Source organism: Nonomuraea sp. NPDC048901, assembly GCF_040649695.1.
Taxonomy (GTDB): Bacteria; Actinomycetota; Actinomycetes; order Streptosporangiales; family Streptosporangiaceae; genus Nonomuraea.
The window spans coordinates 1-14,668 of the sequence record NZ_JBEZFW010000004.1 but is presented as its reverse complement, the minus strand read 5'-3'; the positions used below and the strand labels follow the sequence as shown (position 1 = coordinate 14,668).

Here is a 14,668-nt window from a genome sequence, read left to right as displayed (position 1 = left end):
CCGCAATATCTGGCTGTACATTGCGCTTCCGGTGGACTGGACGGCAGTCCCGCGGATCCTGTAATGATCTATCGTCTGCACGGCTTAGGCCTCAGCGGCATGGGGACACCTCCGAAGGACTCCAAACCCGATCCAAACACGTTCGTAGAGTGACGACCATGGTGAACACGGCACGGAGGTATTGGTGACCGCCGACGGCAGCTGGGGTCAGGAAGACCCGGATCTGGTTCACTGGCTCGAGCAGCACCGCGCGAACACGTACAAGGCATACGAAGCGGATAGGCTTCTGCTCGGAGAGCACGCCAACCAAGAGGACAGCTACAGGACTGGCGGCTACTCGCGGCGACAGATTCTCGAATTAGTCCAAAATGCCGCCGATGCGCAGTACGACGACCATCGCGGGCAAGTCGAGGTACGCCTGGTCAACGGCTCCCTTTACTGCGCGAACGAGGGCAAGGCCTTCTCTCGTGAGGGCCTTGAGGCCATCTGCCACGCTTTCCTCAGCGACAAGCGAGACGAAGCGATCGGCCGGTTCGGCCTCGGCTTCAAGTCCGTCTTGGGCATCACCAAGGCACCAGCCGTATTCAGCCGGTCGATCAGCTTCGCCTTCGACGCTGAACGAGCGGCGCAGGAATTGCGATCTCTTGATCCCGACGCCACGCGGTTTCCCGTCCTCCGTATGCCTGCCCACCTCGACGTGATGGAGGAAATCAGCCGCGACGCAGTGCTCGCCGAACTGATGGTTTGGGCTACCACAGTCGTCCGTTTGCCCCTGTCGGGAGATGCCACTCGTTTGGAGGAGGAACTCAAAAAGTTTCCTGTGGAGTTCTTGCTGTTCGTGCCCAGGGTGTCGGTGCTGCGGATCGTGGTCGACCGCCCTGGATCCGAACGAGTCGAGCTGGAACATGAGTGTATTGCGCTCTCCGACGGAGTACGCCGGCTGCAGACTAGAGATCGTGAGCCGTCGGACTGGCGTGTGTGGCACGCCTTGCACAGCCCGTCTCCTCAGGCCCTCCAAGAGGTCGGGGAGGCGATCAGGCGCACGAGTATCACCGTGACCTGGGCGGCGCCGTTGACTGGCGACGTCTCGCCGCTGGGGCGGTTCTGGGCTTACTACCCGCTGACCGAGACAACATCGCTGCGGGGGATTCTGAATGCCCCTTGGCAGGTCAACGACGACCGTACGAGCCTCCTCCGCGGGCGGTTCAATCAGGAGATCCTCGAGCGGATCGCCCTCCTGGCGGCGGAGGGTCTACCTACCCTCAGTAGCGCGACAGATCCTGCTCGCCACTTCGACTACCTGCCCGCGCGAGGTCGTGAGGCGCCAAATTTCGCCGACAGGTTCCTCGCTGAACGCGTGCCAGGCTTGGTCTCGGCAGAAGCCTGCATTCCTGACCGTGACGGAGTGCTCCGCCGCATCGATGCGTTGTGCTTTCCACATCAAGAGCAGGTACGCCTCGATCCCGCTTTGCTCCGTACCTGGTATTCGTCACCCGGATGCCCTCGCTCAGTGCCCCACGTCCAATGCTTCCGCAACCCGAATCGACAGGCGCGTCTGCGTAGTCTTATCCGAGCGGACGACGCGCGTGCGTCGGATGTTGAATTGGGGGCTGCAGACTGGCTGCAACAGATCATCGGGAACGCGACCGATGAGGAATGCGCATCTGCGCTCCGGGTTGTAGCAGTCACAAAAGACGAGAACACCCGCCGCGGTTTTCTCTCAGCCAAGATCCTTCCCGACGACAGCGGTCGCCTGTGGCCGCTGAATGCGACACAGGACGTCTTCCTCCATGGAAACGTTTTGACCCGGCAGGCCGAAATAGCCTTGGTACGGCAGTCTCTGCTCGCGAACTCCGATGTGGAACGTTTCCTACGTGACCTCGGCTTCAAGGACGTCGACCCCGGTCACGAGCTTGCCAAGCTTACACGTGCGGTCACCAAGAAGTGGACCGGGGGCGAATGGGCCGAGTTCTGGCGGCTGGTCTCCGAGGTTCCTAAATCTGTGGCGGAGCAACATCTGGAGGACTATCTCGCCAAGGGGAGCCGGCTCAAGGTCAAGTGCCAAGACGGCTGGTGGCATTACTCCGACGAAGTGGTGATTGCTGGCGAGATCTCGCCGCAAAATCCGGTGATGGTCCTCAATGAGGACTTCCATTACGACCTGCATGCCGACCTGCTGCGACGGATAGGTATTGCTGCTCGCCCTCTGGTCAGCCGTGCTCTGACTCAAGACTCGACGCATTTGGAGTATCTCCGGCTGACCCGGACGGGCTATCTGGCGAAGCTACCCGCGCGAGGACGACCATCAGACAAGGAACTCGGATTCCTCGACCACGATCCAGTGGGTCCTCTGCACGTCCTCCGCAGATTCCGCGATTCCGGCGACCTCGATGCATGCGTAGGTTGGACCCATGCGCTCCTTCGAATGGACGTCCCCGACACGTGGCTATTCGGGCACTTCACCCGCAAGTCCCTTCCACAAATCCAGGTGCCCGCCCCCTCTGTGTGGGCAGCCCGCGAATACGGCCTGCTGGCCACTTCGTGGGGACCACGTCCAGCAGCACTGAGCGTGGCCGCGTCGCTCTCGGAGTACGCGCCGCTCTTGCCTGTCGCCGAGTGCCAAGCGACCGACAGACTGTCGCTGACCGAGTCTCTTGAGGGAATCGCTCCAAGTATCTGGCGAGAGTTCCTCGATCGTCTGCCTGCGACCGGAGATCCGTGGACGCTCGGCACATTGATCGCCGAGGCAGCTCGCAGTCTGTCCGAGGATCAGGTTCCCGAGTATGTTCCCGCTGTCAGTGGCTCCTCGGGATGCCGAGTTCTGCGTGAGGAACTCCTGATCGCCAGAACAGAAGAGGAGAGGCGAGTTCTGGCCGAACGTCGGCCTCCCTACATCGCGGTCTCCGACGAGGCACTCGCCGCACTACTGATCGACAGGTGGGGATGTACTCCTGCTTCCTCTCGACTGCGGGTAGAGGTGCTGGCGGAGAGTCCCGCCGAGCCAGTCGTCGTGCTGGACCGGTACAGAGGCCTCCGTCCGCTGGCGGCCGAGGCTTTCAACGCAGTGGAACTCATCGAATGCGGCGAGCTCTTCCGGCAGATCACGGGACCTGACGGAGTGGATCGGGAACCAACGGATCTGTTGCGCGACGGCAACGTGGTCTACCACCGCTCGGACCTGAGGGACGAGGATCTTCTCCTGCGGCTCGCGGACGAGTTCGACGTCGAACTGACCTCGAGCTCTGTCAGCCGCATCCTCAACGATGCTCAGGACGAGGCGGTCGAGAGAAGCATCGCGCTTTGCCGGGCTGAACGTGACCATGCCAGAAAGCTCCTGCATCTCCTCGACGTGGGCAAGCTCGAAGCAAGGCTTCCGACAGGGCTGCTGGAGACAGTACGCAAGATCGATGACAACAAGGGGCCTCAACAGATTGCCAGGTTGTTGCTGGACGTCCACGGTTACGACGTGCTGAGGGAATGTCGTCACGATCTGGAGGCTGCAGGTTTCCCGGTACCCGACCGCTGGGCCGGAAGTCCGCCCGCCGTGGGTTTCGTTCGTAGACTCGGCTTTCCTAGCGAGTACGCCGGGGAACGCGGTTCGTACCTCGAACCCGACTTGACTGTGTTCGGTCCACCCCGTCTCGGCCCCCTCCACCCCTATCAGCAGGAACTTGCGGACAGGATTCGACGCCTTGTCACTGAGCGCGAGCAGGGCATGATGTTCCTGCCGACCGGTGCCGGCAAGACCAGGGTGACTGTCCAGGCGCTGGCGACGGCATTCATCGAGGACGGTTTGGTCGGCCACTTGTTGTGGGTTGCCCAGAGCGAGGAGTTGTGCGAGCAGGCCGTGCAGACGTGGTCTGCCGTCTGGCGTGACATCGGGGACGATCGTGCACTTCGGATCTGTCGGCTCTGGGATCGCAACGAGATCGCCGAGGGCGAGAACGAACTCATGGTGGTCGTGGCCACCGATAAGAAACTCTCTGCCTGTCGTGACAATCCGGACTACGCGTGGCTCGCGCGCCCCACTGCAGTCGTGATCGATGAGGCACACGAAGCAACCGGCAAGGACTACACCAAGCTTCTCGCCTGGCTCGGCCTGGACAATGGTCACATGAGCCGGCCGTTGCTCGGGTTGACCGCTACACCGTTCAAGGGGACGAGCGAAGAGAAAAACCGGCGGCTGGCGGGACGGTTCGGCAACAATCTGATCGACGTTCTCGGCGAGGATCCCTATGGGGTGCTGCAGCGTCTGGGAGTCTTGTCCCAAGTCGAGCACCAGATCCTCAACGGTGGAGCCGTGTCGCTCGACGCCAAGGAAGCCGAGATCACCCAACGCACACGGCTGCTGCCGTCTCGGGTCCTGGAGCACCTAGGACGTGACCAGGCCAGAACGTTGCGGCTGTTGGACCACATCGAGAACCTGCCATCGGACTGGCAGGTCCTGGTATTCGCTGCCTCTGTGTTGTCGGCCCAAGTCCTGGCCGCTCTCCTTCGGGTGCGGGGAATCTCCGCGGCTTCAATCAGCGGCTCCACACGCATCCACGAGCGGCGCCGGAACATCGAAGGGTTTCGAAGCAAGGACATCAGGGTTCTCACGAACTGTAACGTCCTGACCCAAGGTTTCGACGTCCCGGGGGTCAGAGCGCTGTACATCGCCCGCCCCACCTTCAGCCCCAACGCGTACATCCAGATGGTCGGGCGCGGCTTGCGCGGCCCTGCCAACCGCGGCAAATCTCATTGTCTGGTGGTCAACGTGGCCGATACGTTCGGGCAGTTCGGCGAACGTCTCGCGTACAGAGAATTTGATTACCTCTGGGACCGACAGGGCGGACAGCACGCATGAGGATGATCCCGGCCATCGAGACCTTCGGCCGTGTCGATAGTGCTGCGGAGCGGCGGGTAGCAGAGCTTCTCGCTCAGGTGGATCTGGGCGTGCCTACGGCTTGTCTGTATTCATTGCGATTGCCGGTCCACGAGTACAAGCGGATGTCCGAGGTGGACTTCCTTGTGGTGTGGGACGACACAATCCTGGTCATCGAAGTCAAAGGCGGGCGCATCCATCGCCGAGATGGTCTCTGGACCTTCACGGATCGCTACGGGCAGGCCCACCAGAAGCGCGAAGGCCCTTTTGAGCAAGCAAGTTCCGCCATGTTCGCTCTGGAGAGCCGGCTCAGAGCCCGTTTGCCGAATCTCGATGTTGCCTTCGGTTTTCTGGTGCTCACTCCGAACCAGCAACTCGCTCAGGATCTGGAGTGGGAACCATCCCAACATGCCGGCCCTCGTGCCATGAGTGTCCAGGGCCTGGAACAGGCGCTGCGGCGTGCCCGCATCTTCTGGCACCAACGCGTTGGCCGTCGAGTACGAGGCGGCGCCTACAGACAATTGCTGAACGTGCTGCGACCGGACTTCGACCGGGTGCCTACGCTAGCCGCACGAGTCGTCGGGCTCGAGCAGGAGTACGTTCAGCTGGCCGAACGGCAGTACGACCTGATCATCGGCCTAGAAAGCAACGACCGGATCGTGTGCAACGGCGGTGCGGGGTCAGGAAAGACGCTGCTTGCTGTGGAAACGGCGCGTCGCGCCGCGGCCTCCGGCTGCAAGGTCATACTGACGTGCCGTTCCGCGCTGCTCGCCGGCGTCCTTGCCGACGCCCTCGCAAACTGCGGCGTCGTCTGCGGTGCCTTGGCCGATCTGAACGGGACACCACCGGCCGACGTCCTGATCATCGATGAAGGCCAGGATCTCATGGACGTCGACTCCCTGCTGCAGCTGGACGGGCTGGTCCAAGGCGGATGGACGAACGGACGCTGGCGAATCTTTTGCGATCCCAACAACCAGGCCAATGTCGATGGCGTGTTCGACCACGATGCTTTCCGAGAGCTCACAGCTACCGCTGTGTCCATCAACCTGCCGTACAACTGTCGCAACACCGCACCGGTGGTTCTGCAGACCCAGCTTGTCACTGGTGCGGACCTCGGAGTTCCCAGGGCAGGGGCTGGTCCTGCTGTCGAATACAAGCGTTACGATGACGACCTGCACGCGGCCCGACTGCTGGACGCGCATCTCAGCAGGCTACGGCAAGAAGATGTCGACCTGGCTGACGTGGCCGTCATCACTCTTCGAGACCGAGCGCAGGACAGCTCTGCCATTCACTCCAAAGCATTTCGCTCCGGCAGACTCAAGGATCAGCCGGATCCGAGAACACGGCGGCCCGGTACCGCTCAGCTGGTTACGACTGCGCAAATCAAAGGGCTAGAAGCAGCTCACGTCTGCCTGGTCGACGTCGAAGACATCAATGACACCATCGGGTCGGCGCGCCTCTATGTGGCCATGACCCGACCACGCATCAGCCTCTGGCTCGCCGTCAGCACTATTGCCTGGCAGCAGATCGAGCAGGGCCACAGCGAAGGGATCACGCAATGAGCCAACGCGATCCGATCGATGTACGCGACGATCTGCTCACCTACCTGGGTAGCCAATACCTGGGCCCGGCCTCTGGGCCAGAAGAGGTCATCCGTACCAGGCCAGAACACACCTACCTTGTTGGCACGCTCTATCCGCAGGGTCTGGCGGCAGAGCGGCACTTCGGCGACAGTCTCGGCGCGGATGCTCACGACGAGGAACTGGATGAGCCCATCGAGATGGCCAACAATTGGCACCCGGCTTCGGCGGCCATCTCTTTCCTGCACGATGCCCCTCAATTGAACTGCCGGATCACGGTCGGGACCTATGAGAAGGTTCATAGAAAGGAAGCGCACAGCCACCGTGACCAATGGGTAAGACGCGACTGGCGCGATGAGGTGGTCCTGCACGCCGATGGCACTCCGGACGAAAACAAGGTCGACCTCTTCGAAGGCCGAGCCAGATTGCTCTGCGTCTGGCGCAAAGAAGGCACGGCCTGGCTCGTCACCGTCGCTTTGGAGAACCTTGCCGAGCACGACGAGGCGGAATCCCCTCCACCGACTGAGATGTGCCTTTTCCAGGCGGCCTTCTCCTGCCATGTCCAGGGCGGCCATATCCTTCCGTACCCCAGCAGTGCGGACTTGTCCGACGATCCCGAGGATCAAGAGCTCCGGCTGCTTTACCGGCACCGGCGCGTCTACGGCATCGGGCACGGGTGCTCGGTCGATTGGGTCAAGGATTCGGACGGGGAAATCCGCACCGTGCGGACGGAAATGCTGCCCAGCACCGTCGTACTAGGTGTCGCCCCGCCGGCCGACGGAGGTAATGTGCTCCGACTGGCTCACCTCGCCGACGAGTCGGTGCGCGTCGATGTTCTCTGCCGAGAGCTCAAAGAATTCGTTAACGAATACGAAACCTGGATTGCGGATCGCGAACAGGAGGCTCGCACTCTGGAGCAATTCCACCGATCCGCTGCACACCGGCTCCTCGAACGCATGCGGCGGGCAGCAAAACGGATGCACGAAGGAATCAACCTCCTACGTCGAGATCCTAAATGCATGCTGGCGTTCCGCCTCGCCAATGCGGCCATGTACGAACAGATCTGCCAGACGCGACACATGAAGGATCACCCCGGCACGTTGGGTGTACCGCTGACCAAGAGGGGCACGCCCAGCGAGCCTCGCTGGCGGCATTTCCAACTCGGGTTCCAACTGCTCAGCTTGGCATCGACTGCCGACAAAATGCATCCCGACCGCCGCGTTGTTGATCTGATCTGGTTTCCCACAGGCGGCGGAAAAACCGAGGCATATCTTGGGCTCGCTGCCTTCGAAATGATCCGCCGGCGGCTCGTGGACGGCCTACGCGGCGGCGGAACCGCGATCCTTACCCGCTATACCCTTCGGCTTCTGACCAGTCAGCAGTTTCAGCGTGCGGCCACCCTGATCTGTGCCCTCGAACGTCTTAGAGAAGAGCATCCTGATCTGCAGGACTCCCCGCCTTTCACCATCGGCCTGTGGGTCGGCGGCGACACAACCCCGAACACCTACAAGGATGCCCTCGACCGAACCAAGGATCTTTTCCTCGCGCAGAAACCGGAGAACCCTTTTCAGCTTCAGAACTGCCCGTGGTGCGGCACTTTGATCGTCCCGGAGCGACGCCAGCCGAGCGGTCCCGACGGGAAACCCAGCCCTGCATACGGCGTCAGGTCCACGAAGAACACTTTCGAGCTCTTCTGCCCGCATGAGGATTGCGCGTTCCACGAATTTCTACCGGTAAGCGTGGTCGACGACCATATCTTTGCAGAGCCTCCAACACTGGTATTGGCGACTGTCGACAAACTAGCCCGCTTGCCCTGGGTCCAGGAGGCGGGTCGGCTGTTCGGACGAGGCTCCGTGCCTTATGACGCACCGAGTCTTGTGATCCAGGATGAGCTGCACCTGTTGTCCGGCCCATTGGGGACGACCGTCGCGCTGTACGAGGCGGCGGTGCACTCCTTGTTGGGCTGGGACGGGGACAATCCCAAAATTGTCGCATCGACAGCTACCATTCGTGCAGCAGACGAGCAGGTGCGCGGTCTCTACGGCACAGCCGTAGAGCTTTTCCCACCCAGCGGACTCGATGCGGACGACAGCTACTTCGCGCGCACCGACCAGACAAGCCCGGGCCGGCTGTATCTCGGTCTGATGCCCCAGGCGTTCACCCAAGCTTCGGCCACGATCCTGAGCAGCGTAGCGATACTGCAGGCCCCTTCCGTGCTGGGGTTATCAGGCGATGACCGGGATGCCTACTGGACACTGGTCGTGTACCACAACAGTCTGCGCGAGCTGGGACGAACCGTAACTCAGGTCCGCGACGACGTCGATGCCATGCTGCAGGCGCGTAGAGCCGATGCCGCAACCTTCCGAGGGCTACGTGGCGACGGGGTCGTAGAACTCACCAGCAACGTCCCTGCAGACCGGTTGCCCGAGATCATCAGACGTCTCGAGCGAAAAGTCGATCAGGGCGATGCCGTCGACGTGTTGGCCACCACCAACATGCTCTCGGTGGGCATCGACATCGGCAGGCTGGGAGTGATGCTCATGAACGGCCAACCGAAGACAACGTCCGAGTACATCCAGGCCACCAGCCGAGTCGGTCGATCCGCGGTGCCCGGTGTGGTGATCACACTTCTTCGGGCCAACAAGCCACGCGACCGATCCCACTACGAATCCTTCCGCGCCTACCACGAATCCCTATACCGACATGTCGAGCCCACGAGTGTCACACCCTGGTCACTGGCTTCGCGCGAGCGATCACTGCGTGCCGCATTCGTCCTACTTGTGCGCCATGGGGTCGGACTTCGCCGAAAGGACCAGGCCGGAGAGTTCATCATCGAAGATCCGCTCGTGCAACTCGCTCTTGACCGCATGATCCAGGCCGCCCGCCGAGCCGATCCTGATGAGGCCGAGTCGAGCGAGCGGGAACTGCGGCGAATCGCCAGCGAGTGGCACGAACGAGCGCAGGCGATCACCGGGCGCGGAGAACGGCTGTACTACAGGTCCAGGGACCATGCCTCCTTGCTGAAGGACTTCGGGGCAGGCGGCGAGGGCTGGCCGACTGCACATTCCATGCGATCTGTTGATCGCCAGGTTCGCATCATCGCCGTTGGAGAGGGACCTCGATGAGAACCGTGCGACTGAGCCAGACCATCTCTCCGTTCGGCGTTGGGGCCATCGTGGATGTCATGGGCGAGTCACTCATGGGCGTCGACATCAGCCAATGGCCATACGAACGAACCGTAAGGGTGGAATCGAAGAGACTCGAGGAACGTCTCGGAGTCCAGGAACTGCGCTCGCCGCCGAGTGTCCCGGCAAAGCCGTCGACCAACAGCCCGGGGATCCTGTATCAGCGTTTCCCCCGCTGGCTGTTTTGTCAGGACTGCCGCCGAATGCACCATTACCGCACCCAGCAAGAAACCGGTCAGCCTCCCCAGTGCGGCCAGTGCAGGGGAAAGCTGGTGCCGATGCGATTCATTGCAGTTTGCGCAACGAAAGGACACGCCCGAGACATACCTTGGGATAGATGGGCGCACTCCGCACCCGAGTCAGAGGCCCAGCGGCGTTGTCACGACCACATACTAAACTTCGCCACAGCTGTCCGGGGGAACGAAGGGCTATCCGGCCTGGTCGTACGCTGTCTGACCTGCGGTGCCTCCCGAGACCTCGGTGACCTCCCATCCAGAAAGGCGCTCCACCGGATCGGAGTAACCTGCACCGGCGGACAACCGTGGCAGCACAACACACCGCCTTGCGACGACCCGCTCGAAGTCCTGCAACGTGGGGCAACCAACGTCACTCTGGCCGACACGACCACCGCACTCGACATACCCGAACCATCGGGTACAGCCCGGGACATCGCAGCAGAGGTTCGCCAACACCGCAACTTTGAGGACGTGCAAAGTGCACCCCACGGCCCCAGAGCGACAGTCCTCATCGAGCTCATCGCTGAGGACCTTGGCATAGATGAGGGCCAGGTCCGACAGGCCTTGGATGGCAGGCCGAACGAGGTCCTTCGCGAATCGCGGCGAGGCCTGCTCAGCGATGAGTGGGACGCCTTTCTTGAGGCCACCGGGTCGACCGACGGACCTGTCGGAACCCCGGACTTCGTCATCAGCGCGACGCCATTTAAGCGGACAGACCTCGATACCTCGCCGGTGACTGCGCAACTGAGCGAATACATCGACGCCGTGGTCTTGGCTCATCGACTGCGTGAAATCCGAGTGCTGCACGGGTTCCGCCGCTACACCGGGGACGCTGACCTGGTCGACGTGAATCTGGGAAGACGAGGACGCGGCCGCTGGCTCCCTGCCGTCGAGTCCTTCGGGGAAGGAGTGTTTCTCTCACTTGACCAGGAGCTTCTGAGCGATTGGGAGCAGCAGGAGGAGGTCCAGTCTCGAGTGGCTGTACTCGAGTCACGACGCCGCCGCAGCATCATCGGCTCCCGTCTCTTCGAGGCGACACCCCGGGCAGTGCTGCTCCACACATTGGCACATCTGTTGATGCGTCGACTCGCCTTCTCATGTGGGTACTCCTCCGCTTCTCTGCGAGAACGTGTCTACGCCGAGACCACACCGCGTACTGAAGCGGGGCTTCTGGTCTACACCGCCTCCGGCGATGCCGAAGGCACGCTGGGAGGACTCGTACGCGAAGGGGAGGCGCCCAGGCTCGCGCGTACACTCGTCGCAGCGATAGAGGAGGCTGGATGGTGCTCCTCCGACCCCCTCTGTAGGGAAAGTCGCGGACAAGGAATGAACAGCCTCAATCGTGCTGCCTGTCACGGTTGTTCACTCGTCGCCGAGACATCATGCGAACGATCTAATGTCCTCTTGGACAGGGTTCTCGTCGTGGGGGACGACAATACGCCGGGCTTCTTTCAGAAGGTTCTTGAAGCCATCCGAGCCGAGACGGTGTCCCAATCACAACGCCTTATCTGAGGGGCCCCAGAGATTCCGGACAGCGTCTGGCGGTCTTGCCCTACGCTGCGGATTGCAGCGTCAGGTGCTGGTCCTCAACTTCTTGTGGAGTCCGATAGCCGAGTCCCGAGTGCAGGCGCTTACGATTATAGAACCCTTCGATGTAACGGACAACCTGACGACGCGCTTTATCGCGGGTGGCGAACGTGAACCTGCTCAGCCACTCATTCTTCAGCGCGGAAAAGAATGATTCGGCCATCGCGTTGTCCCAGCACACGCCCGTCCGGCCAACCGATTGCCGCATCCCCATCTTCGCAAGTTTCCTGGCGAACGCCTCCGAGGTGTAGTTCGAACCGCGGTCTGAATGGAAAATGGCCTGCTCTGCGATAGATGTATTGACTGCAGCCATGTCCATCGCTGCTTCAATGAGCGGCGTCTTGAAATGATCGGCCATCGCCCAGCCGACCACCTTCTTGGTGCAGCAGTCGATGACCGTCGCGAGATAGAGAAATCCCTCCCACGTCGGGATGTAGGTGATGTCCCCGACGAACTTGGTCCCCGGCGCCTCAGCGGTGAAGTCCCGCTCCACCAGGTCCGGGATCCGATGATGTTCGTCGGCGTCGGTGGTGACCGGCCGCCACCGTACGCCTTTACCGAAACACGGGTGGGGGGTAATGCCATCGCAGTAGCCGCAGGCGACAGCGTGGAGGTCCTATCGACACGCTATGTCAGGTGCCTGGAGGGCGGGCAGAATCAGGACGATCGACGCAACGAATCAGCGCTTAGGTGGTAGGTGCGATGACTAACCATCGCAGGAAGCATCAGGCCGGCCCCCCTTGCTCATCTTCCCAGTCGACAGAAAGATCGAAGTCCTTGACCACCGGAGGTTCCTCCCAACGTCGGTTGGCCAAAAATGTGGTCAAAAGTTCATTGCGGGGATCTCTGCCGAGTACCGCCTCGACCGCGCCTCTACTCTCTCCCGCCATAAGTAGGCCAAGGGCAAATATGCGCAGCAGTAGAGGATCTGCTGTCCGGTCTACTCGTGCTCGAATTAGGTTCCGGCCGAGCGCGGGACTGCTGGAGCAGATACGCTGTACTGCAATGGCAACCTGCTGAATGTTAGTGCTTGTTGTAATCCAGGCTCGAAGTACCTCATGCACTGCAGGAGGCACATGGGCTGCGGGGAACGCCAAGGCGTATTGGGATGACACCCATGCTAGCCGGCCCCAGGGAGAACTTTCATACGTCTTGAACCAATCCCCTAGGTCGTTCCGTACCGATTCGTTGTCTTCAGATGCGCGTCGCAGGTACCGTCCAAGCGAATCGGCGACATGCGGCAGGGAGGGTGCTGTCTGGCGCCATTCCGTGTGGCGAGAGAACTCGCCTAGCTTTGTTAGCGATACAAGCACCGCTTTTGCTATGGTGCGATGGGCGTTCCGAGGAGCAGCCAAAATCGATCGTTCCAACATCAGGAGAGTATCCATGTCAGGCTCGAAGCCCGATTCCTCCTCGCCCTCATCCTCGGAGGAGTAACCCTGCCCTGGGGCCACTGCCAGGGGTAGTTCTATCTCCTTCAGATGCTCGAGTTGGAGATTCAGGGCCGTCTCACCCACAGGAGCGAGACGCGTCTTTGACGCATTCAACTCAAGCCCTATTTCCCGAGCACGCTCCTGAAGATCGAAGAGGAGTGAGAAAAGTGCATCCTCATCCCCTTCGGCACTGATATCGTCCATCCACCTCCGCACGGCGGTGATACCTTCGTCCATCGCACCAGCCGCTAGCGCGTCGTCGATCGGCTGAAGCACAACATGGGCGAGAATTGCGGAGGCGAAGCTTCTTTGCGGAAGTCCGCTGCGGGTCGACAGTGAATCGTGCGCCCTGATGACATCCATAATGACAGAGGCTGCGGCCACCTTACCCAGTTTGTCGTAGATGAGTTGTTCGAGGCGGTCCGGGCGGATCGAAGCAAAGAAGGATGTGATGTCAGTCTGCAGTCCAAACCCTTGCTGCTCATAACGAGGCAGAGTCTCGACATAGGCAGCCCACTCTGATGAGTTGGTGGCCATCGCGCTGGAGTCCCTGGTACGCCAGCCATACACCCAATCCGGAAGGGCTCCATGGAACCCGCTGAGTCCGGTTAGCGCGGACGAGAGGTATGCCAAGCGGCTCATGGGGTCCTGAATGACAGCTGGCCGCACGCCCAAGTGGGTCTTCGGCACCTCGATCAGGTGAAAGAAAGGGCGGTGCTGGAGGTGGAACTCGCCAGCAGCACCTCTCCTTAGATGTAGATCTCTTTCGGCATCCAAAGTTGAAGCGTCAACGACGGTAAGCTCGGGCCATCCCCATGGATCGCGGTACCAGTCGCCGTACATCTCCTGGCGAGCAAGACTGGCCCCCTTCTGGAGATCAAGCCCTAGGTTGGCCATCAAGCATCCTCATCGATGAACGGGTGCGATCGAGGGCAGCGTACCGGTACTAGTCGAGCAGGCAAGCCATACGACTTAGATCGATACAGAACCGTACATCCGAGTGGATCATAAGGCTGAGGCGTCTTGGTTCCTCCCCGCCAACAAGACGCGCTCGGGTTGCTCCACACCTGGCTCACGGTCAGTGAGCTTTAATGAGAACGAGCGGGACCCAGTGAGGCTGGAGACCGGCCGTCGTACGACGTGCTGCACTGACCCCTTTTCATCCCCAGGCGGCTTGGGCAACGCGGTGATTTTGCAGGACGGCGATGGCCTTGCAGAGGTGGCCCTTGCTCGGGCTGCAGCGTAGCTTGCGGAGTATCTTCCAGCTCTTCAGCTGGGCGTTCGCTCGTTCGCCGGGCCCGCGAAGGCGGGCGTGGAAGCGGTTGGCCTGTTTCTGAGAGGCGGGCTTGTTCTTGCCCTTGTACGGGGTGCGGACCGGGCCCTCAGCTCCTTGATATGCCTTGTCGGCCAGGGTGATGATGCCCGCCTCCTCGAGGGCGCGCAGGATGCCCCAGATGCGGGCGGCGCTCAGGTCGTGGGCCTTGCCCGGTAACGCTCCGGAGGTCCACAGGATCGTCCCGTCCGGTGAGGCGAGGACCTGCACGTTCATGCCATGCACGCGGTGCTTGCCGGAGAAGTACGGCCGGTCGGCCTTGATCCGGTCAGTATGGATCAGCGTGCCGTCCAGCACCAGGTAGTGCAGTCCGTCCCGCTTGGCCTTGCGCAGCGCTTGGCCGAGCTTAGGCGAGCGGGCCGACAGCAGCGCGATCGTCTCCTCCACATACCGCCACGCGGTCGCGGTCGACACCCCGAAACCGGCTCCGAGCTCGGTGAACGTCTCGCC

The 14,668-nt window shown here is 61.5% G+C and carries 7 protein-coding genes; 4 read left to right on the top strand and 3 right to left on the bottom strand.

Annotated elements, in window-relative coordinates; all coding sequences use genetic code 11:
• The first annotated feature begins 184 nt into the window (after window positions 1-184).
• The 4 genes from AB0C30_RS13965 to AB0C30_RS13950 are packed head-to-tail and all read left to right on the top strand — an operon-like array spanning window position 185 to window position 11,377.
• Window positions 185-4,846: a DEAD/DEAH box helicase family protein gene (locus tag AB0C30_RS13965; protein WP_357943142.1), complete on the top strand. Its 4,662-nt coding sequence runs from the start codon at window positions 185-187 to the stop codon at window positions 4,844-4,846.
• Entirely contained in the window at window positions 4,843-6,426 is a 1,584-nt protein-coding gene (locus AB0C30_RS13960) for an NERD domain-containing protein (RefSeq protein ID WP_357943140.1), read from the top strand. The genes AB0C30_RS13965 and AB0C30_RS13960 overlap by 4 nt, the downstream gene beginning before the upstream one ends.
• On the top strand, window positions 6,423-9,569 hold the full coding sequence (locus AB0C30_RS13955; protein ID WP_357943138.1) for a helicase-related protein: 3,147 nt from the start codon (window positions 6,423-6,425) through the stop codon (window positions 9,567-9,569). Before AB0C30_RS13960 ends, AB0C30_RS13955 begins: the two co-directional genes overlap by 4 nt.
• Window positions 9,566-11,377: a DUF1998 domain-containing protein gene (locus tag AB0C30_RS13950; protein WP_357943136.1), complete on the top strand. Its 1,812-nt coding sequence runs from the start codon at window positions 9,566-9,568 to the stop codon at window positions 11,375-11,377. Before AB0C30_RS13955 ends, AB0C30_RS13950 begins: the two co-directional genes overlap by 4 nt.
• 40 nt (window positions 11,378-11,417) lie before the next feature.
• Here AB0C30_RS13950 and AB0C30_RS13945 read toward each other — a convergent pair whose 3' ends face one another.
• The 3 genes from AB0C30_RS13945 to AB0C30_RS13935 form a co-directional block, all read right to left on the bottom strand.
• Window positions 11,418-12,032 (bottom strand): IS3 family transposase, encoded by a 615-nt coding sequence (locus AB0C30_RS13945; protein ID WP_357944558.1) that lies wholly within the window; start codon window positions 12,030-12,032, stop codon window positions 11,418-11,420.
• Window positions 12,033-12,177: 145 nt separating this feature from the next.
• On the bottom strand, window positions 12,178-13,782 hold the full coding sequence (locus tag AB0C30_RS13940) for an RNA-directed DNA polymerase (RefSeq protein WP_357943134.1): 1,605 nt from the start codon (window positions 13,780-13,782) through the stop codon (window positions 12,178-12,180).
• A 262-nt stretch (window positions 13,783-14,044) separates the two neighbouring features.
• On the bottom strand, window positions 14,045-14,668 hold a 624-nt coding region (locus AB0C30_RS13935), incomplete at its 5' end, for a transposase family protein (protein ID WP_357943132.1).